This is a genomic window from uncultured Shewanella sp., from assembly GCF_947501225.1.
Classification (GTDB): domain Bacteria; phylum Pseudomonadota; class Gammaproteobacteria; order Enterobacterales; family Shewanellaceae; genus Shewanella.
The window spans coordinates 762860-783276 of record NZ_CANMUW010000001.1 but is presented as its reverse complement, the minus strand read 5'-3'; the positions used below and the strand labels follow the sequence as shown (position 1 = coordinate 783276).

General features: G+C 50.3%; 17 protein-coding genes and 1 other annotated feature. Of the genes, 8 read left to right on the top strand and 9 right to left on the bottom strand.

The window, feature by feature from the left end; all coding sequences use genetic code 11:
• Window positions 1-57: 57 nt before the first annotated feature.
• A complete protein-coding gene (locus Q1B47_RS03230; RefSeq protein ID WP_299788525.1) occupies window positions 58-1233 on the top strand; it encodes an SO2930 family diheme c-type cytochrome in 1176 nt (391 codons plus the stop codon).
• 73 nt (window positions 1234-1306) lie between these two features.
• On the opposite strand, the gene Q1B47_RS03225 is transcribed toward Q1B47_RS03230, so the two are convergent.
• The 3 genes from Q1B47_RS03225 to Q1B47_RS03215 form a co-directional block, all read right to left on the bottom strand.
• Complete coding sequence (locus Q1B47_RS03225; protein WP_299788522.1) at window positions 1307-2350, bottom strand: AraC family transcriptional regulator; 1044 nt, start codon at window positions 2348-2350, stop codon at window positions 1307-1309.
• 288 nt (window positions 2351-2638) lie between these two features.
• Window positions 2639-3670: a protease SohB gene (gene sohB / locus Q1B47_RS03220; protein ID WP_299788518.1), complete on the bottom strand. Its 1032-nt coding sequence runs from the start codon at window positions 3668-3670 to the stop codon at window positions 2639-2641.
• A 136-nt stretch (window positions 3671-3806) separates the two neighbouring features.
• Window positions 3807-6293 carry a VolA/Pla-1 family phospholipase gene (locus tag Q1B47_RS03215; RefSeq protein WP_299788515.1) on the bottom strand — a complete coding sequence of 829 codons (2487 nt, stop codon included), beginning with the start codon at window positions 6291-6293 and terminating at the stop codon, window positions 3807-3809.
• Between the two features lie 261 nt (window positions 6294-6554).
• On the opposite strand from Q1B47_RS03215, the gene Q1B47_RS03210 reads away from it, so the two are divergent.
• Window positions 6555-7292 (top strand): YciK family oxidoreductase, encoded by a 738-nt coding sequence (locus Q1B47_RS03210; RefSeq protein WP_299788512.1) that lies wholly within the window; start codon window positions 6555-6557, stop codon window positions 7290-7292.
• Window positions 7293-7524: 232 nt separating this feature from the next.
• Here the strand turns inward: Q1B47_RS03210 and rluB are convergent, their stop codons facing one another.
• The 5 genes from rluB to Q1B47_RS03185 form a co-directional block, all read right to left on the bottom strand.
• Entirely contained in the window at window positions 7525-8391 is an 867-nt protein-coding gene (rluB, locus tag Q1B47_RS03205) for a 23S rRNA pseudouridine(2605) synthase RluB (RefSeq protein WP_299788509.1), read from the bottom strand.
• Window positions 8384-9010, bottom strand: coding sequence for an SMC-Scp complex subunit ScpB (gene scpB, locus Q1B47_RS03200; protein ID WP_299788799.1), 627 nt, complete (start codon window positions 9008-9010; stop codon window positions 8384-8386). The genes rluB and scpB overlap by 8 nt, the downstream gene beginning before the upstream one ends.
• An 18-nt stretch (window positions 9011-9028) precedes the next feature.
• Complete coding sequence (locus Q1B47_RS03195) at window positions 9029-9817, bottom strand: ScpA family protein (protein ID WP_299788506.1); 789 nt, start codon at window positions 9815-9817, stop codon at window positions 9029-9031.
• Between the two features lie 123 nt (window positions 9818-9940).
• Window positions 9941-10561: an L-threonylcarbamoyladenylate synthase gene (locus tag Q1B47_RS03190; RefSeq protein ID WP_299788503.1), complete on the bottom strand. Its 621-nt coding sequence runs from the start codon at window positions 10559-10561 to the stop codon at window positions 9941-9943.
• Window positions 10562-10752: 191 nt separating this feature from the next.
• A complete protein-coding gene (locus Q1B47_RS03185; protein ID WP_299788500.1) occupies window positions 10753-11610 on the bottom strand; it encodes a PHP domain-containing protein in 858 nt (285 codons plus the stop codon).
• Between the two features lie 266 nt (window positions 11611-11876).
• Window positions 11877-11986: a sequence feature (Trp leader region), on the top strand.
• 74 nt (window positions 11987-12060) lie between these two features.
• Between Q1B47_RS03185 and Q1B47_RS03180 the strand changes: the two genes are divergently transcribed.
• From Q1B47_RS03180 to trpA, 6 genes are all read left to right on the top strand, one after another.
• The gene (locus Q1B47_RS03180; protein ID WP_299788497.1) at window positions 12061-13620 is read left to right on the top strand and encodes an anthranilate synthase component 1; all 1560 of its coding nucleotides are present in this window, start codon (window positions 12061-12063) and stop codon (window positions 13618-13620) included.
• Entirely contained in the window at window positions 13617-14222 is a 606-nt protein-coding gene (locus Q1B47_RS03175; RefSeq protein WP_299788494.1) for an aminodeoxychorismate/anthranilate synthase component II, read from the top strand. The genes Q1B47_RS03180 and Q1B47_RS03175 overlap by 4 nt, the downstream gene beginning before the upstream one ends.
• Window positions 14219-15277 (top strand): anthranilate phosphoribosyltransferase, encoded by a 1059-nt coding sequence (gene trpD / locus Q1B47_RS03170; RefSeq protein WP_299788491.1) that lies wholly within the window; start codon window positions 14219-14221, stop codon window positions 15275-15277. Before Q1B47_RS03175 ends, trpD begins: the two co-directional genes overlap by 4 nt.
• Window positions 15278-15279: 2 nt before the next feature.
• Window positions 15280-16713 (top strand): bifunctional indole-3-glycerol-phosphate synthase TrpC/phosphoribosylanthranilate isomerase TrpF, encoded by a 1434-nt coding sequence (gene trpCF / locus Q1B47_RS03165; RefSeq protein WP_299788488.1) that lies wholly within the window; start codon window positions 15280-15282, stop codon window positions 16711-16713.
• Between the two features lie 183 nt (window positions 16714-16896).
• Window positions 16897-18114, top strand: coding sequence for a tryptophan synthase subunit beta (trpB, locus tag Q1B47_RS03160; RefSeq protein ID WP_299788485.1), 1218 nt, complete (start codon window positions 16897-16899; stop codon window positions 18112-18114).
• Window positions 18101-18928, top strand: coding sequence for a tryptophan synthase subunit alpha (gene trpA, locus Q1B47_RS03155; protein ID WP_299788482.1), 828 nt, complete (start codon window positions 18101-18103; stop codon window positions 18926-18928). The genes trpB and trpA overlap by 14 nt, the downstream gene beginning before the upstream one ends.
• 59 nt (window positions 18929-18987) lie before the next feature.
• On the opposite strand, the gene Q1B47_RS03150 is transcribed toward trpA, so the two are convergent.
• Entirely contained in the window at window positions 18988-20199 is a 1212-nt protein-coding gene (locus tag Q1B47_RS03150) for an HD-GYP domain-containing protein (RefSeq protein ID WP_299788796.1), read from the bottom strand.
• Window positions 20200-20417: the final 218 nt, after the last annotated feature.

Below are 20417 nucleotides of genomic sequence, written 5' to 3'. Positions count from 1 at the left end.
TTTTACCTCTTCAATGTCTTATCTCCGAAGTGTGACACCAATCTTCACAGGTGATCTATGAAAAACCTACTCATTCTACTGTTAACCCTCTCTCTGGTAGCCGCCTGTGGTGGTTCAGATTCAGAGAGTGATGACTCTCCCAATGCCGAGGCACCGGCACAACCCGATAACCCGATAGCCCCAAGCTCGCTGTGTGATCAGACAAGCAGCCAGATAAATCAGCAAGCCTTGATGTTGGAGGATTGTGAGAACTTAGCCCAGTACGGGCTGTTTATCGATCCTCAGATCCCCAGCTCAGATCCTGTGGCCCCCGGCATGGCCTATCAACTTTCGACTCAACTGTTCACCAATTACGCCAGCAAGTATAGGTTCATCTTTATTCCCGAGGGGAAGCAGGCCATATTTCACCCCAGCGACACCTTTGAGCTTCCCATAGGCACCGTATTAACTAAGACATTTTCGATGCCCTATGATACTCAGGTCACAGGTCCTGAAAACGAAGCTCTCATCGAGACAAGGTTATTGATCCACCGGGAATCGGGCTGGACAACCCTCCCCTACCGCTGGCAAAACGGCGAAGCTAAGCTGATACAAGCCGGAGCCGATATACCACACACCTTGAACCATCACTCAGAGGTTAAACATTTCGACTACCATCTGCCGAGCCGGGCCGAATGCAAACTTTGCCATCAGATAAATGACGGTGAAACCAGTCATATACGCCCGATAGGACTCAAGGCCCACCTGTTAAACCATGATATAGAGTTTAACGGACAGACCGTTAACCAATTACAACTCTGGCAGAGTCTGTCACGGCTCACAGGCTTACCTAAGTTAAGTGATGTTGACCACGCGCCGGCACTGACAGATAGCGGTGCAGACCTGACCCTTAGGGCAAAAGGATATATCGATATCAACTGTGCCCATTGTCACCGAGCCGAAGGTTTTGCAAGCATCTCAGGATTGAGGCTGGGTTTCGGGGTTGACCATACAAGCTACCAATACGGGATCTGCAAGCAGCCGCCTGGCTGGGATGGAGGAGCAAAAGGGTTATCTTACGATATCGTACCCGGAGATGGTGAACATTCAATTCTGCTCTATAGGCAGGAGTTAAACTCGCCTAAGGACAGGATGCCTCCCATAGGCCGGAGCCTGGTCCACACTGAAGCCATTGAGGTGATAAAACAGTGGATAGACTCGCTCTCACCCGCAATAGGCAACTGCCATGGGTAGCGTTCTTAGCTCAACACGGGCTTGCCGGGGCTATTAAATGAGCGTTCAAGCTGCAAGCTGAACGCTTCGCCCCTCAGCACCTCGGTCCCCCATCGTCGCTTGTCTCATTTAAACGCAAAAAATGCCCGGGGGGATGGCCTAACCAATGCTTAAAACTCTGCCTGAAATGGCTGACATCGCCGAACCCCATTATCTCTGCGATATCATCGATACTCTTCTGCCCGGACAAGATCAAACCAATGGCGGCCTGACAGCGAACCTGATCGATTAACTTTTGATAACTGGTTCCGGCCTGTGAGATCTTACGCCTCAATGTTCGGCTACTGATATTTTGCTGTATCGCCATCTGCTCCATGTTGGGGCAGTCGGGGAACGATTGGCGCAAAGATTCCAGTAGAGACTCGATATAGGAGGGCTTTTGAGCTTCAATCTTGTTTATCTTGCTCTCATTAAACTCATAAGTCACCGGAAGAGAGAGGTAATGTTGATCGATTACCCATTCATTAAACTCGGCTCCAAACTCTATCTCTGCTCCGGTCACAGAAGCGAGATAATCGGTTTTGCGCTCATTCTCGGCCAGTGCAATTCGCTCGAACACGATCGGTTGCCCCGCCAGTCCGCTCCCAACAGTCACTAATCCACACACACTGTGTTGAAACTGACACGAGTAGCGACCGGGATTAATCTTACCGGTATTTAGCCAGCGGATCCGTAACTTGCCCTCCTCACTGCTGACCAGTGTATCGGTAAAGCTCCCGACCCGCTCCGGGTGAGAGAGTACAAACTGCAGGCACTCCCCTATCGTCTTACACCGATAAAAGTAGTTGAGCAAAAAATCCAAATCCTCTACCGAATACTGGCAGCCCACTTTCGCGCCAATCTCGGGATCGTCTGAGTACTGCTGCAGGAACTCCATCGCGAAATCCGCCTGCCAAACATAGATCTGCTGCAGATGCTGCAGTTCGCTGATGCCGACACCGATCTGTGAGCATAAGGTCGAAGCAACCTCTTCACCGTGGTGCAGTTTAAGGTAGCTGAGTAAATTCCGTAATTGATATGCCGGGTAAGATTGATCGCCCACCATCAAGTTGGGCTTATAACTTTGAGCGCACTTCATTTAGGGTCTTCTTTATTATTGTTTCCTATTTTGTATAAGAAATACCCTGCCATTAAAAGTACTTTTTACATTTTGTCTCAAACTAATATGTCCGGACGGTTACAAATCCATGGGGCGTTTTAACAAAAAGGTTTCTCCCTCAATCGACGTGACATTAATCGCTGAAGTGACTGAGTTGTATCAAAAAAGCCTGCAAGATGCAGGCTTTATAAATGGAATAATTTGAATCTGCTCTTTAACTCACGGCATAAAAAACATAAAGCCAGCTCCAGGAACAGCGAGCTAATCTCAATTCAGTGGCTGGTTTTTCTCCGCCACTTTATTAAAGATTGCATTGAAAGATAGTGACGCTCCATGGGCGATTTTATCGGCAATATTTTTCTTCCGTTGATAGCGTACCTTTATCACGGTTCGCTCCAGCGCCAGCTTCATCACCACATCATCACTGGTTGAAATTGCATCAATAAGCCCTAGTTCTATCGCCTGCTGACCGTACCAATGTTCACCTGTGGCAACCTTACTCAGATCCAGCTCAGGACGATACTGAGCGATAAAAGCTTTAAACAGTTGATGAGTCTCCTCCAGCTCCTGTTGGAACTTAACCCTGCCCTCTTCGGTATTTTCACCGAAGATAGTCAGGGTACGTTTAAAGTCTCCGGCGGTATGTTGCTCATAATCTATGTCATGCTTCTTCATCAGGCGATTAAAGTTAGGCACCTGAGCGACGACTCCGATAGAACCAACTATGGCAAATGGTGCCGCATAGACCTTATTAGCGACACAGGCCATCATGTAACCGCCGCTGGCGGCGACCTTATCGACACAGATAGTCAACGGCAGCTCTGCCTGACGCAGGCGATCCAGCTGACTCGCGGCAAGCCCGTATCCATGTACCATGCCCCCGCCGCTCTCTACATTAACGATCACCTCGTCGCCCGGTTCGGCAATGGCGATGATAGCGCTGATCTCTTCTCGCAGAGAGGCGACCTCCCCCGCGTCGATGCTGCCTTTAAAGTCAACAACAAATACCCGAGGCTCGACTGTCTCCTCCTTTTGGTTCTTCAGCGCCTTCTCTTTCGCCTTCTCCTCTGACTTGAGCTGCTTCTCATAGGCTTTAAATTGCTTCTTTGTGAGTAACTCCTCTTTAAGATCGTGTTTAAGAGTCTTGAGCTCCTCAGAGAGGTTAGTCATTCTCAGCTCGCCCTTCTCTGCCTTTTGTTTAACCGCTGATGCCAACACAACAACCACAACGGCAATAATCGACAAGACAACAGTGATCGCTTTAGCGAAAAACAATCCATATTCGTACAAAAATTCCAAAATATGCTCCGGCTTAATACATTTTTGTTTCTATCAAAAAGTTACGGCTATTCTAACAGCCCTAAGCTTAATGACAAATTAAGAAAAAACCCGGCAAGTGCCGGGTTTTATGTGTCGTCCAATGAGTTAAGTGAAATTAGCCCGCCGGAACCGCGCAGGGCTGAATCACATCCTTATCCTGAACCAGTATAGTTGCATCTCCCTTTCCTGCGGTAGAGGCAAACGTTGCGACCTGCTGCTGCATCTCAACGGTCGCTGCCGCCGAACCTTCCGGCCCTTCAGGACTGATGATAGAGCTGTGATGCCCCTTAGTGAAACGTACGGCACCCGAGCCCGCCGTTGTCGTATCGATACACTCCAGTCCCAGGTTGGCAATCAGAGGCTCGGTACCCGCCGTCGGGAATCCCTCGACACTGTTTGGCAATACCTGATCGGGCAGATGCTGATCACCATCACCTACCACTTCAATCAGGTGGATAGGTAATCCGCTCGCCTTTAACATGGCGGCGTGGTTGATCGGATCCGCACTATCGACAGCCGTCTGAACAGCAAAAGCGAAGGCCGGTAAAAACTCGGCATAGACAGCCTGAACAAGGGCGGCATACTCCGGCGTACCTGGCTCATAACCTTCGGTATTCGCTTCATCGACTAACGCCTGGAAAGTATCACTTGCGGTCACATTCTCAAACAACATAGGTCCGAAGGTCGCCGAGCCGATAAAGGTACCAGCCAATCCACCGGTCGGTGCCACCAGCGATGCGGCATTAAGCTTATAGACATAGCTCAAATCTGCACCGGAATCGGGGTGAGTTAATCCCGTGCTTGCGTAGGTAGCAAAATCTGCACCTACAATACCTGCCAGACTCAAGCCCTGAGCACTTATCTTTGTAATATCGAACATCTGAGGCATCTGAGCCTGGGCAAGCCCACCGGCAAGACCGGTTAATGAGGCTCTCAGGGCCAGGTGATCCATGGTTGCCTGACGGAAGTTATCCCTCACACTCAAGGTGCTCTCGATATTGATAAAGACTAACGGGTTCCCGTTCTTGAACGCATCGGGTTGACCTATCACAGCCCCATAGGATGGATCTGAAGATGAGACCTCATAGATACCGTCACCGTTGGCATCGAATGAACGAGAACCATGCAGCGGCATATCGATAGCTACCGTCGCGATTCCCATTGCGGCGTAGGTGCCGGCATAGGCTAAAGCGGTCTCTTTACCACTGCCCAGACCGTGCATGGCAAGGTTAGTCGGCCACCCCTGCGTCGGAGGTGTAAATGGCAGCCCTTGAGCCGCATAGAAGGCGGCAAGGCGTTCGGCATTAGGCATAGAGATCAGGACAGGCACCGTTTCGCTGCCTGTCGGCTGTGGAATCGGGTTAAACTTAGTCAGGTGCTTAGCCTTATCCGCTGCAGTGCCATCATCGAGTAACCAGGTCTTACCGGCCAGGAGCGCAGGGTTAGCGATACCTTCGGCTGGGTCGATGCCATAAGCCATCGCCTGTGCCCCATAGGTCTGCTGACTCATACTGCCGGATTCAAGTGCAAGAAGCACTGAAACAGGACTATCACCCAGTGCCTTCCAGTAATCACTGATGCCGGCACACATAACCGAATTACATGTGCCATAAGTTGGCAGGGTCACCTGCGCGGTATACACATCCGCCAGGCTCGACACCACATAGGCGGCGCCATCGGCAGGAGTCAGACCGGCAGCCTGCGCCACGGTGATCCCCAGAGGATGCGGAACCGGAACTGAAATAGAGGGTGCATAGGGGTTACCCGGTGTCGGGTCCACCATAAGCAGCTTACTTGTCTCATAGACATCGGCTACCGACTGTGTGGTAAACAGGCCGGAGTAACTGATACTGGCGCTATCCACGCCATGGGCGGCTGACATCCCCTTCTCGTAACTGTTGACTAAGGTCTGCAACATCAACTGATCCGGCGTTTCCAGCGGTTTTGTCTCGATATCTAACTTAAGCAGAAGATAAGTTGACGATGGAGCTATGCTGCGGCCTTCTGAATCCAGGATAAGATCTGTGGTCGCATATATATATGACTGATTTGACTTGAGTGGCTTAAGCGGCACGATAGCAATTGTGTTGCCTGAGCCTTTGGAGACAAAATCGACACCGAACTGAAGCTCTGCGCCGACTTTACATGCAGAAACCGAAGGCGCGGCTTTACATTCAGGATCTGACGATAACGGGCCACCTACCGTCGCCTCAAACACTCTTACCGCACCGGGCTGGAATACCGAAGCCACATCCAGGGAAAGCACGTTACCGTCGTGATCGGTTGCCGGGTCGACGTTAATGGAGATAGGTGCAGTGGTAGACCAACCATCGAGTGCGCCAAGTGCCATAGAGGGGTCGGTATAATCACTGCTGCCATCGGCTGATTCACCCGGGATGTTAATGGTGCCATCTAACGTTCCACTAAAAAGTAGATCATTGGGCAGAGGAACGTCACCAACAGCAGGATCAGGATTAAATAAAATATGAGACTCAGGGATCAGAGGCTCAACCTTATCCGTGAGTTCATCGACACTATCTTCACTACATCCTGTAAGCCCAAGCGCAGATGCAATAGCAACACCCAAAAGGAGTCTTTTCATCTTTTTTCCCCAAATCTTGTTGTAATAATTTTATTTTCAGCAAAAAATTGGTCACAATACTCGGAATGTATGACCAAAGAGGACTTTTCTAAGTCCTTACCTAAGCTAAAGTTAACGTAAAAATATTGAGTTAGCTACAATTTTGTCACATTCGACCAACGAATAGGCGAACAATAATCAATCATTTGTTTAAAACAAGTGTTCATCATATCGGTGACTCTAGAGGTGGCGGGCTTTTCCGTCGATAGGAAATATTGACTCATGTTGGAATATCAAGCTGCAAAAGATCTACTCATTAACAAAACTATCCTGGTTACAGGTGCGGGTGACGGCATAGGGCGCGCCGCAGCAATCAGTTTTGCAAAGCACGGCGCCACGGTAATTCTTCTGGGTAAGACAGTTAAGAAACTCGAAGCGGTATATGATGAAATTGAGCAGGCGGGTTACCCTAAACCGGCTATCGTGCCTTTGGACCTTAAGGGCGCTACAGAGCAGAACTATCTGGATATGGCTCAAACTATCGAAGAGCAGTTTGGTCAGCTTGACGGCTTGCTTCACAACGCGAGCATGTTAGGTGTATTGGGCCCGTTTGAGCATATCTCTATGGACTCGGTAAACGAGGTGATGAAGGTCAATGTCATCGCCGAGATCATGATGACTAAGGCATTGTTACCTGTGATGAAGAAAGCACCACAGGCTTCGCTGGTATTTACCTCCAGCTCAGTGGGGCGCCAGGGGCGAGCCTTCTGGGGTGAGTACGCCATCTCCAAATTTGCGACCGAAGGGATGATGCAATCTATCGCCCATGAATATGATGGTACAAATCTGCGCGTTAACAGCATCAATCCAGGTGCGACCCGTACCGCTATGCGAGCCAATGCTTATCCGGCTGAAAACCCGCAAACGCTTAAAGCCGCAGAAGAGATTATGGCCACCTATCTCTATCTGATGGGCGATGACTCGGTTGGAGTCAATGGTCAGCAACTTAATGCACAATAGTTGGTAAAGAGAGCGGGTTTCAACGACAGGAGACCCGCATGACCCACTCGGCCCAATGCAAATCCGGGTTCAGGGGCCACGCCAGGATTTCCTTTCACCTTTTCTAATCAATTATCTTTGCCGCAATAGCGTTTGCGGATATTTACTCCCGGTTCCGCTAACGACGGATACAAAAAAGCCGCTTCATAGCGGCCTTTTATTGTAGATATTATTGAGAGGTGTCGTGTCAGAGTTAACTGCGCTGACGACCGTTCTTAGCTGCACTAGCCTTATGTTTATGTACCGCACGCTTAATCTTAGCGCTCTTGACCTTGGCACGGGCAACACTGTGCTTGTCGGTTCCTATCATGGTGCGATTTTCAACTTCCAGCCCGGCCGTCTTTCTCAAGTAGTTAACCTGTTCAAGCGTCAACTCAACCCAACCGCCACGAGGCAGTGATTTAGGTAGCTCGATACTGCCATAACGGATACGGATAAGGCGGCTGACCTGCACATCCTGAGATTCCCACAGGCGACGAACTTCGCGGTTACGTCCCTCAGAAAGGGTCACGTGCCACCACTTATTCATCCCCTCACCACCGGCCGCTTTGACTTTATCAAAGTTAGCCGGACCATCTTCGAGGGTGACTCCCATACGCAGATGTTGAATGCAGGCATCACTCACTTCACCGAAGGTACGTACGGCGTATTCACGCTCAACTTCATTCGATGGGTGCATCAAACGGTTCGCCAACTCACCGTCAGAGGTAAACAGCAATAAACCTGAGGTGTTGATATCCAATCGGCCCACTGCAACCCAGCGTGAATCTCGGGTTCGAGGCAGACGGTCGAAAACAGTTGGACGACCTTCAGGATCTTTACGGCTGCAGATCTCACCTTCCGGTTTATGATAGGCGATCACCCGACAAACGATATCCTCTTCGGATTTGATTGAGATAGCACGGCCATCGATTCGAACCTTGGCATCGGCTTCAATTCTGTCACCCAGACTGGCTATCTCACCGTCTATACTAACTCGACCTGCAGCAATCCATGCCTCCATCTCACGACGGGAGCCATGGCCTGCACGGGCCAAGACTTTCTGCAATTTTTCACTCATTAGTAGACTCTTCTATGTTTTGTGTTTCTTCAGGCCCAACCTCTTCACCTGCTTTCTCAGCAGAGTTCACATCTGAAAAGAGGGCCGCTAATGACTCAGTATCCGTCAGCGGTGGTAGATCCGCTAAGGTATCTAAGCCAAAGTAGGCTAAAAAATCTGTAGTAGTTGCATAAAGTGCGGGTCTTCCCGGTACCTCTTTATGCCCCACCATCTTTATCCATTGCCTGTCTGTTAAAGTTTTAATGGTATGGCTACTCACTGCCACGCCACGAACAAACTCGATATCACCACGGGTGACCGGTTGACGATAGGCTATCACTGCCAGGGTCTCCAGTGTCGCACGCGAATACTTGGGCGCCTTCTCCTGCCATAGGGGTTGAAGAAAAGGGCTTAATGAATCGATCGATTGGAATCGATAACCGCCTGCCACACTCACCAGCTCAATCCCCCTGCCCTGATAATCTTGCTGCAACTCCTCTATCGCGAGTTTAATCTTAGCTCTCGATACATTGAAGTTGACCAAAACCGTCTCTTTTAAACTTTTAATCGAAACAGATTTGCCCATCACAAACAGGCTAGCTTCAATGAGTTGTTTAAGCTGATCCGGATTTATCTGCAGCTGTTTTTTCTGGCTCAATCAATACGCCTTCACATATATGGTTGAAAATGGTTCACTCTGCCTTAAATCGACTAAAAGCTCTTTTATCAGCTCCATCAAGGCAAGAAAGCTCACAACGACTCCACCCCGCCCCTCTTCGATATCGAACAAGGCTTCAAATGGCAGATAATCCTCACCATCGAGCAGTGCTAATATCTGACTCATCCGCTCTCGGGTAGACAGAACCTCACGTTTCACATGATGGTGCTCTGTCGCTTCGATCCGCTTTAGAACCGAAGCAAAAGCCCGGGCGATCTCGGTCAAAGACACCTGTGGCGGCAATATTACCGGCTTGATATTATCGGCCGGTGTCGCTTTTGCCTGAAACACATCTCTTTCGAGACGAGGGAGTTCATTTAAACGCTCCTGAGCTTCCTTGATAACCTCATAGGCTTTAAGTTGACGTATCAACTGAGCCCGCGGGTCCTCTTCATCCTCATCTTCCAGCTCAGGCCTGGGTAACAGTAATCGAGACTTAATCTCGGCTAAGGTCGCCGCCATCACCAGATAGTCGGCGGCCAGCTCAACTCTGCCACCCTGAAGCAGATTGATATACTCTAAATATTGTTCGGTCACAGGCCAGATAGGTAATTCAACCACATCCAACTTCTGTTTACGGATCAGATATAAAAGAAGATCTAAGGGGCCTTCGAAAGACTCGAGAAAAACTTCGAGGGCCTCCGGCGGTATAAATAGATCTGCCGGTAATTGCTTTACCGGCTCACCTCTGACAATAGCCAAGGGTAAACTTTTTTGAGTCCCTTGCATCTACTGTCCTTGCGTATCAATGATTCATATCGGGCTGACCCGGGTAAAACCAACCTGGTGGCCCTATCGCCCCGAGTCGGCGAAACGCGCGATTATACCCTGTTAGGCAAACAATGCACAGTCTTATATAAAGGAACTCACATCACCGGCACCTTCACGCAGCACCTCGATCTCCCCTTCTGACATATCGATTACCGTAGTGGGCTTCTCACCCAGGTAGCCACCATGAATGATGAGGTCAACCTGATGCTCTAAAATATCACGGATATGTTCAGGATCAGACTCAGTAAACTCCTCACCCGGTAAAATCAAACTGGTTGACATCAAAGGGGCGTCCAGCGCCTCAAGTAAAGCAAGTGCGATCACATTATCCGGGACCCTGATGCCTATGGTTTTCTTCTTAGGATTCTGCAGGCGTTTTGGAACTTCCTTAGTGGCCTTGAAGATAAAGGTAAAGGGGCCCGGAGTATTTTGTTTCAATACTCTGTATGCCTGATTATCGACTCTGGCATAGGTGGCCAGCTCAGATTGGTCACGGCACATCAGCGAGAAGTTATGGTCATTATCAATCTGACGAATACGTGCAATTCTGCTCATCGCATCCTTCTCACCGAGCAGACACCCCAGCGCATAACCCGAGTCTGTCGGGTAAACAATCACACCGCCATTTTTGATCACCGTCACCGCTTGATTGATCAAACGTGCCTGGGGGTTCTCTTCATGTACATAAAAAAACTGACTCATCTCGCTCCCATCCAATTATCCATTTGGCAAGCTCCGGACCACAGAGCTGCATTTGCCGTAATCATCCGCCGCTTCACGGGGCTTAGATTATCGGGCTGTTTATTTCGTCTCACTTAACACACCTGAGTTAAAACTATCAGCTATCGGAACAGATATAGATATTTTAGGATAAGTTTTAACATTCAGTAATATTAAGCGCTTATCCAGTTATCCATCTGCCATACCCAGTTGACGCCTTTTGGCTGGTACATATTCTTTCCCAGTTCAGTCCAGCTCCCAGGAAAATGGAAATCACTCCCGAGAGAGGCATACAACTCATTTTTCAAACTCAGTGCAATCAGATTATTTCTATCTTCAACCGTTTGCTGACTGACCACGACCTCCATGGCATCACCACCGGCCTCTTTAAACTCTCTAACCAGACGCTTTACCCATTTAGCCGAAAGTTTATAGCCACCGGGGTGAGCCAAAACAGCTATACCGCCGGCACCTTGAATCACCTCAACGGCCGAGGCCATGTCGTTCCAATTATTGGGCACATAGCCGGTTTTCCCACGGGCTAAATATTTTTTAAACACATTAGCCATACTGGTCGCATAGCCATGGTCGGCTAACCAACGGGCATAATGCCCCCGGCTCAGTGCTGCTCCACCCGCCAGCTCTCTGGCCCCCTCATAAGCTCCTTCTATACCCGCTTTGGCTAACCTCAATCCAATCTCTTTCGCACGAAGTTCACGTAAGTTACGTTGATTAGCCAGAAACTCAACGAGCTGTTTATCTTCGATATCGATATTCAGGGCCACAACATGAATGTCATGGTTATGCCAACGTGTTGAGATCTCGACGCCATTGATTAATGCCAGCGGCGTCGCATGGCGATCATTATAAGCATGCGCCTCGGCTAAACCGGCCGTAGTATCGTGATCTGTTATCGCAAACATCTCGACGCCATTGGCAATGGCTCTGTCGATTAACTCTGAAGGAGTCAATTGTCCATCGGACGCTGTCGTGTGGCTGTGAAGATCCGCCAATATAGTTTCATCTGTCATCTGCTTATTCTACTTGAGTTTATTGCCGAAAGGCTAATAAACATGCCTAATCGACAAATTCTCTGCCCCCTCTCCCCCCCTGCCAGGCAATAATCTGAGTTATCGATGTGAATTTTGTGCAAAAATGTAAAAATTAAAAATATTCAATTGACAGGGTTCACTTGCAAATGCTTTTATATAACCACTTGGAGGCAATTGGTGTCTTTAAGCATTTTTACATGATCTTATTGAAGGTTCGAATGAACATATTTTCACAAGCACAAAACATCAATTGGTGGTGGCACTTCCCAACTTAGCGGGTGGTGTGAAACTCTGTGCTCATGTAAAAGAGACAAGATTCAACAAAAAAGCCCGCATAGATTGCGGGCTTTTTTGTACTTAATTTTTATTAAGAACCTAAGCCAAGCAAACTCTAGTGCGATAAAAAACGATTAAAAAGCGAGAGAACAGATGAAGATAGCCCAAGTAAAGACAAGTAAGGAGGTGAGTAGTTACCATGCCGATCCCCTCAGCTTGTATCAGCATCTTACCCATGACGCACCGCATACTATGCTGCTCGAATCGGCGGAGATAGACAGTAAAGATCATCTGAAAAGCATTGTGATGACCCATGCCGCCATGATGATCCGCTGCGATAACTACCGGCTGACCTTCACGGCTTTAACAGCCAACGGTCACAAGCTTCTCCAGGGCATTCAAGGTTTCTTCCGTCAAGCCGAATCGGACTTAGATGGTGATGTATTAACTATCATCTTAAGCAGAGCGGTCGCTCAACTCGATGAGGATGCCAGGTTAAAGTCAAACTCTCCTCTCGATGGCCTCAGGGCTCTAATCAAAGAGATAGAGTGCGGCGACGCTCCTGGCTTCGAGGATCTGTTCTTAGGAGGGGTGCTAGCCTATGACCTGATTGACACAGTAGAACCGCTGCCTCAGGTTCCTCTGGGGGATAACACCTGCCCCGACTACCTCTTCTATCTCGCCGAGACATTGATTTTAATCGATCACCAGCAGCAACAAGCCAACATAGTGACCCATGAGTTCAGCGCCGGCAACAGCCTTGCCGATTCCGACTACGCCTCAGTGCTTAAGCAAAGAGTTCAAACACTGCAAACACTCTCAGATGAAGAGGTCAGCGTTAATGAGTTGGTCACACTGGATGCACAGACCCGGGTTAACATCAGTGACGATGACTTTAAGGCAACGGTTAACGAGCTCAAGTCAAATATTGTCGCCGGAGACATCTTTCAGGTGGTGCCATCACGCAGCTTTAACCTGCCTTGTCCAAATACATTAGGTGCATACCGGGCATTGAGACAGACAAATCCAAGCCCTTATATGTTCTATTTCAGGGGCGATGATTTCACCCTCTTCGGTGCGTCTCCCGAAAGCGCACTCAAATATGAAGCCCACACAAACCAGGTCGAGATCTATCCCATAGCCGGAACCCGTAAACGGGGTAAAACCGCCGACGGGGATATAGATTTCGATCTCGATAGCCGAATAGAACTGGAGCTTCGCCTCGATAAGAAGGAGCTGTCTGAACACCTGATGTTGGTCGATCTGGCTCGCAATGATATCGCCCGGATCAGTCAAAGCGGCAGTCGTAAGGTTGCTGAACTGCTGAAAGTCGACCGATACTCTCATGTGATGCACTTAGTTAGCCGCGTTACCGGACAACTTCGCAGCGATCTCGACGCCCTGCACGCTTATCAGGCCTGCATGAATATGGGGACACTAACCGGAGCACCCAAAGTGAGTGCAGCCCAGCTTATCAGAGCCGCAGAAAAGAGCCGTCGTGGCAGTTATGGCGGCGCTGTGGGCTATCTCAACGGCCTGGGAGATATGGATACCTGTATCGTCATTCGTTCAGCCTTTGTCAAAGACGGAACAGCCCACATACAGGCGGGAGCCGGGGTCGTATTTGACTCTGATCCACAAGCCGAAGCCGACGAAACCCGTCAAAAAGCCCAGGCCGTGATATCAGCAATTAAACTCGGAGGTGGATTATGAAGCTGTATCTACTCGATAACTTTGACTCATTCACCTACAACTTAGTCGACCAGTTCAGAAGCCTGGGCTATGAGGTTGTTATCTACCGTAATGACCTGGACGCTGACTTTATTGCCGATAAGGTTCTCAACGAAACAGACAGGGCCGCACTGGTGCTGTCTCCGGGCCCCGGTGCTCCCCATGAAGCGGGATGTCTGATGGAGCTGATCGAAAAATTAGCCGGTAAAGTCCCCATGCTAGGTATCTGCCTGGGTCACCAGGCGATGATCGAGCATTTCGGCGGCAAGGTCGAACGCGCCGCAGAGGTGGTACATGGTAAGGCCAGCCCGACATATCATCGACAAGAGGGGATATTTCAGGGGTTACCGTCACCACTGCCAGTGGCCAGGTACCACAGCTTAGTTGCGACTCACGTCCCTCAATGTTTGGACGTTATCGCCACCACCGAACAGATGCCGATGGCGATATCTCATCGTCAATACAAGGCCGTCGGCTTTCAATTTCACCCCGAATCGATACTCACAACCCTCGGCAGTCAGCTGCTGATCCAAACTCTTAACTATCTAACCTGCAGTGAAGCAGAAGAGGGAGCAGGCGCATGAGCAACAATACAGATCTTCAACCACTCATCGACAAACTATACCGGGGAAGCAGCGTCTCACGCAGCGAAGCCAAACAACTGTTCAGCGCCATCATAAACGGCGAGATGAGCGAAGTGGCAATGGCAGGAATGTTAGTGGCCATGAAGATGCGCGGCGAAACTATTGAGGAGATATCCGGCGCGGCAGATGCTCTTCGCGGAGCGGCCAAGGCATTCCCCGCTCCAAATGAAGCGACCCGAAGCCAGGGGATCGTCGATATCGTCGGTACCGGTGGCGATGGTCATAACACCATTAATATCTCCACTACGGCGGCCTTCGTTGCCGCAGCCTCAGGGGCAAAGGTGGCTAAGCATGGCAATCGCAGTGTCTCCAGCAAGTCAGGCTCATCAGATCTGCTGGCGCAATTTGGTATCGACCTGACCATGGCACCTGAGACCGCCCGTGACTGTTTAGATAAATTGGGGCTCTGCTTCCTTTTTGCTCCCCACTATCATGGCGGCGTGCGTCACGCGGTTCCGGTCAGACAGGCGCTTAAAACCCGTACTCTGTTCAATGTCCTCGGGCCACTGATCAACCCATCACAACCTGACTACATCTTACTCGGCGTATACAGCGAAGAGTTGGTCAGGCCCATTGCAGAGGTACTCAAAGCCCTGGGGATGAAACGCGCCATGGTGGTACACGGAAGTGGACTGGACGAAGTCGCCGTACATGGTAATACTTCAGTGTGCGAACTCACCGATGGCGAGCTGAAACAATATATCTTAACCCCACAGATGCTGGGTGTGCCTGAGGCAGATCTGAAAGAGTTAGAGGGCGGCTCTCCTGAAGAGAATGCCGGGTTCACCCGTGCAATCTTACAGGGACAGGGCCTGACGGCACATACTAACGCAGTCGCGGTCAATGCCGGTTGCGCCCTCTACATCTCTGGAGTGTGTGATAGCGTGGAAGCCGGCACCTCGCTGGCAAAGGCGACGCTCGCCAGTGGCAAAGCCTATTCACTTCTAAAGCAGCTTGCCAGCGCGAGCACTAACCAAACAACAGCCGGAGCATGAGTGTGAGCAGTTCATCTACAACCAAAGAGAGTAACGTATTAACCAGGATAGTCGATACCAAAGCGGCCCACATAGACGCGCTGAAATTACGCTTTCCGGAAGCGACACTTGAACCCAAGATCTCAGACCGTAGCCTGTTCGATGCCTTGAAGGCCCCCAATGCCGGCTTTATCTTCGAGTGCAAGAAAGCCAGCCCATCTAAGGGGCTCATTCGTGAGCGGTTCGATGTCGAGGCGATAGCCGATGTTTACAATTACTACGCGGCCGCAATATCGGTACTCACCGATGAGCAGTTTTTCCAGGGTGACATGGATTACATTCCCAAGGTGCGCGCTCGCGTGAAGCAGCCCATCTTATGCAAAGACTTCTTCGTCGACCGATATCAGGTCAGACTCGCCGCTCACCAGGGCGCCGACGCCATCTTGCTAATGCTGTCAGTACTCGATGATGAACAGTATCGTGCACTTGCCGCCGAAGCCGAGAAATACCAGCTCGACATGCTTACCGAGGTGAGCAACGAGCAGGAGCTTAAACGTGCCATAGCGCTCGATGCGGCTATTATCGGCATCAACAACAGAAACCTGCGGGATCTCTCAACTGACCTGGCCACCACAGAAGCACTGGCGCCTCATATTCCCTCAGACAGAGTCGTTATCAGCGAGTCGGGTATCTATAATCAGACTCAGGTACGCCGGTTAAGTCCACTGGTCGATGGCTTTCTGGTGGGCAGCTCCCTGATGGCCGAAGAAGATCTGGACCTGGCTTGCCGCACCCTCACCCTGGGCCATAATAAAGTATGCGGCTTGACCCGCGGTGAAGATATCCAGGCCGTGGCCGATGCCGGTGCTATCTATGGCGGATTGATTTTTTATCCAAAATCTCCCCGTGGAGTGAGCCTTGAGCGCGCCAGCGAACTGGTCGAGCATCACAGGGCCACCGGACCCGCGCTTAACTTTATTGGTGTCTTTGTTAACGAAGAGCCGCAGCTTATCGCCAAGATAGCAAAGCAGCTAAACCTCTTTGCCGTGCAGCTTCATGGCAGCGAATCTGAATATGAGATAGCTCAGATAAGAGCGGCGCTGAGCGCAATGAACTGTAAGGCGCAGATATGGAAAGCGGTTGCCGTCAATGCCGATGTAGAGAGCCAGAGCGCTATCTCGGTGCCCGCAAACGTGGACCGGGTACTGTTCGACAGTAAGAGCAGTCAATCCGGAAGGTCACAATTTGGCGGTACAGGCGTCACTTTCAACTGGCAACAGGCACTACCGAACAAGCATGCGGCCATGTTGGCCGGCGGTTTGACCCCACAGTTGGCAGCAGATGCGAGCCAGCAGGGCTTCTATGGACTCGACTTTAATTCGGGTCTGGAAAGTGCCCCTGGGATTAAAGATCACGACAAAATTGCCGCCGCATTTAAGGCCTTGAGAGAGTATTAATCTCAAGAGACAGATTTTAAACAGAATTATCAACTTAACTTTGGACATGTTGCACAGCGAGTACAGTTCCGAGATTAAGAGCGAGCATCAGGAGTGGCGCAGAGTGAATAAGCGAACACCCAAGACAATCGACTCCTTCTCAGTAGCAAGAGATCTCGTTGAGCGACACATTAGGATATGACTATGACCAAGCTCGATCCCTATTTCGGTGAATATGGCGGCATGTACGTCCCGCAGATACTCGTACCGGCCCTTAAACAACTCGAAACAGCATTTGTCGAGGCCCAGGAAGATGAAACATTCAGAGCCGAGTTCAACGATCTGTTAAAGAATTACGCGGGGCGCCCCACGGCATTGACCTTGACACGTAACTTAAGCCCGAATCCTCTGGTGAAGATCTATCTCAAACGCGAAGATCTGTTACACGGAGGTGCACACAAGACCAATCAGGTATTGGGTCAGGCGCTCCTCGCTAAACGCATGGGCAAGAAAGAGATCATCGCCGAAACAGGCGCCGGTCAACACGGCGTCGCAACGGCCCTCGCCTGTGCCCTGCTGGACCTGAAATGTAAGGTCTATATGGGGGCTAAGGATGTCGAACGTCAATCGCCCAACGTTTTTCGGATGAAACTGATGGGCGCCGAAGTCATTCCTGTAACATCCGGCTCTTCAACATTAAAAGATGCCTGTAACGAAGCGATGCGTGACTGGTCCGGTAGCTACGACAGGGCCCACTACCTGTTGGGCACGGCGGCCGGCCCCCATCCTTTCCCGACGATTGTGCGTGAATTTCAACGTATGATAGGCGAAGAGACCAAGCAGCAGATCCTGGCATGTGAAGGCAGACTTCCCGATGCGGTTATCGCCTGTGTTGGTGGCGGCTCGAACGCTATCGGCATGTTTGCAGACTTTATCGAAGAGGAGTCGGTTAAGCTTATCGGTGTTGAGCCTGCCGGCTTAGGTATCGATACGCCTATGCATGGCGCCCCTCTGAAACACGGAAAAACCGGAATATTCTTCGGAATGAAGGCCCCGTTGATGCAAGACAGCGAAGGACAGATCGAAGAGTCATACTCGGTATCGGCTGGCCTGGACTTCCCCTCGGTAGGTCCGCAACATGCCCACCTTGCGGCCACTGGCCGCGCAAGCTACGAGTCTGCTACCGATGAGGAGGCACTGGAAGCATTCCAGCTGCTGGCTCGAAGTGAAGGGATCATTCCGGCACTGGAGTCCGCCCATGCTTTAGCCTACGCCATCAAGCTGGCAAAGGCTGCCACGAAAGAGACACTACTTGTGGTAAATCTATCCGGGCGGGGGGATAAAGATATCTTTACCGTCGCCGACATCCTTGAGAAACAGGAAGCAGAAACAGAGAAGGAGAGCGGTGATGACCGAATCTAAACAAGCAGACCGTTATCAGGCAGCATTTGAGGCACTGAAAGCCAAGAGTCAGGGCGCGTTCGTGCCGTTTGTCACCTTGGGCGACCCGGGCCCAGAGCTGTCAATGAAGATCATCGATACTTTAGTCGAAAACGGTGCAGACGCGCTCGAGCTTGGCTTTCCGTTTTCAGATCCACTCGCCGACGGCCCGGTGATCCAGGGGGCGAATCTGCGTGCCCTGGGAGCGGGGATCACACCATCTCAATGCTTCGACATGCTTAAAGCCATTCGAGCCAAATACCCTCAGCTACCGATAGGGCTGCTGTTATACGCCAATCTGGTTTACGCCAACGGCATCGATATCTTTTATGCCAAAGCCAAGGCCGCCGGTGTCGACTCGGTATTGATCGCCGACGTGCCGGTGGAAGAGGCTGAGCCATTTATCCTATCGGCTAAGAAGCATAATATTGCTCCTATCTTTATCGCTCCGCCTAATGCCGACACTGAAACCCTCAAGCTGGTCAGTGAAAAAGGTGAAGGCTACACCTACCTGCTGTCACGCGCAGGGGTCACCGGCACCGAATCAAAGGCGGGCATGCCGATCAGCGATATTCTCAGCCGACTAAAGACGTTCGATGGCGCCCCCCCTCTTCTGGGTTTCGGTATCGCCGAGCCCTCACAGGTTAAGGCGGCGATTCAATCCGGTGCCGCTGGGGCAATATCCGGTTCAGCGGTAGTCAAGATCATCGAAGCGAACAGAGACAACGAGGCGGCGTTGCTCACCAAGCTTGCCGAGTTTACCCGTAACATGAAGGCTGCAACATCGGCTGACTAGAATGCTGCGATAAAAATAGCGCCTCTGCGGCGCTATTTTTTGAACTGGTATAGTGAGCATCAACCCTCTTTGGCCAGATACGCCATGATCTGCTCCATGTCGAGGTCGTAATCATCGGCCGTGACGCACTTGACGATCAACTCATCGGTTGTCGAGGCCAGATCGATATCGTTATCGACCTCAAAGTGGTTGGGATGCAGGGAGTAAAATGGCTTAACTCTGGGCCGGATCGGATCTTCAAGGTTATGACTCTCGACAATGGCCAGTCTGTTTGAATCCAGCTCAACCAAGGCCCCCACCGGATAGACCCCCATACACTTGATGAAGTGATCGACCAACTCATCGTCTAATTCATTATTCTTTGCCAACGCACGCAGGATATTAAACGCCTTCACCTGGGGGTAGCCCTGCTTGTAACAGCGATTCGAGGTCAGGGCATCGAAAATATCACAGATGGAGATCATCCGACCATAGATTGAGATCTCAGCAGCCGTAACGCCGTTAGGATAGCCCTTGCCGTTGAGCTTTTCATGATGAAGCTTAGCCACCTCCAGGCTCAAGGCATCGATATCCGGTGTCCTCTCTATGGTATCGATGGAATGCTGAGCGTGAGACTTCATCACCTCGAACTCCTCGTCGGTCAGCTTGCCCGGTTTATTGAGGATGCTATCGGGGATCATGATCTTACCCACATCATGTAAAAACCCCCCTACAGCCAACTTCCTCACCGTCTCCTTGTCAATTTTGAGATAAAACGCAAAGATGGTGATGAGTACCGATACGGCTACAGAGTGCTCAAGCAGGTATTCATCCTTGTGGCGAATATTGATGACACAGGCCAGAGCATCCGGATTATCGAAGATAAGATCGATAGATTCATCGGTAATGTCGCTGACGGGACCTAAATCCAGTGGGCAACCATTTTGAGCGTCATGAAACAACTGCTTTTGAATATCTTTAGACTTGTCAAAAACCCGCTTCGCCTTAACCACCTCCTGCTGAAACAGCTTGCCGGATTCTCTTTTAGGCCTGCGGGGTTTTGATTTTGGAGAGGGGGAGCTGGACTTATTCATTTTAGAGGGTTTAGGGATAACACGGGTCTTAGCGGTATCGATAAGAACTTTTTCAATTCCCTTTCTTTTCAGGCCATCGATAATGCCCTCACTCTCGAGCCAATGAGCCTTGACCAGATGAAACTTTCCTTTCGGCCAGGTAATATCCAGAACATACATACCGACACGGACCTTAGAGATATCCTGCTCAACAATCATAAACCGAAGCTCCATTTCACCTTGATTATCGCCCGACCCGAACTCAGCCACAAAAAAGTACCCGCCGATATCAGTATGGCTTAAAAAATCAACAAGGTTCAAACTATCGCTGTGAAATAGGCCAAAATATATGAGCCTGATCGAAAATATTCCAGAGCGTGTTACGTCAACGGGTTTTACTGCAGCACTCTCAACATCCTGAACCTAAACCTTAATTA

What these genes read in the sequence shown, in the direction of transcription:
- Q1B47_RS03175 (WP_299788494.1), top strand. Translation starts at nt 13,617, where the DNA reads ATGAAGCTGTATCTACTCGATAACTTTGACTCATTCACCTACAACTTA.
- Q1B47_RS03150 (WP_299788796.1), bottom strand. Translation starts at nt 20,199, where the DNA reads ATGATTGTTGAGCAGGATATCTCTAAGGTCCGTGTCGGTATGTATGTT.
- Q1B47_RS03210 (WP_299788512.1), top strand. Translation starts at nt 6,555, where the DNA reads ATGTTGGAATATCAAGCTGCAAAAGATCTACTCATTAACAAAACTATC.
- Q1B47_RS03215 (WP_299788515.1), bottom strand. Translation starts at nt 6,293, where the DNA reads ATGAAAAGACTCCTTTTGGGTGTTGCTATTGCATCTGCGCTTGGGCTT.
- Q1B47_RS03180 (WP_299788497.1), top strand. Translation starts at nt 12,061, where the DNA reads ATGAAGATAGCCCAAGTAAAGACAAGTAAGGAGGTGAGTAGTTACCAT.
- trpD (WP_299788491.1), top strand. Translation starts at nt 14,219, where the DNA reads ATGAGCAACAATACAGATCTTCAACCACTCATCGACAAACTATACCGG.
- trpB (WP_299788485.1), top strand. Translation starts at nt 16,897, where the DNA reads ATGACCAAGCTCGATCCCTATTTCGGTGAATATGGCGGCATGTACGTC.
- rluB (WP_299788509.1), bottom strand. Translation starts at nt 8,391, where the DNA reads ATGAGTGAAAAATTGCAGAAAGTCTTGGCCCGTGCAGGCCATGGCTCC.
- Q1B47_RS03190 (WP_299788503.1), bottom strand. Translation starts at nt 10,561, where the DNA reads ATGAGTCAGTTTTTTTATGTACATGAAGAGAACCCCCAGGCACGTTTG.
- Q1B47_RS03195 (WP_299788506.1), bottom strand. Translation starts at nt 9,817, where the DNA reads ATGCAAGGGACTCAAAAAAGTTTACCCTTGGCTATTGTCAGAGGTGAG.
- Q1B47_RS03185 (WP_299788500.1), bottom strand. Translation starts at nt 11,610, where the DNA reads ATGACAGATGAAACTATATTGGCGGATCTTCACAGCCACACGACAGCG.
- Q1B47_RS03225 (WP_299788522.1), bottom strand. Translation starts at nt 2,350, where the DNA reads ATGAAGTGCGCTCAAAGTTATAAGCCCAACTTGATGGTGGGCGATCAA.
- trpA (WP_299788482.1), top strand. Translation starts at nt 18,101, where the DNA reads ATGACCGAATCTAAACAAGCAGACCGTTATCAGGCAGCATTTGAGGCA.
- Q1B47_RS03230 (WP_299788525.1), top strand. Translation starts at nt 58, where the DNA reads ATGAAAAACCTACTCATTCTACTGTTAACCCTCTCTCTGGTAGCCGCC.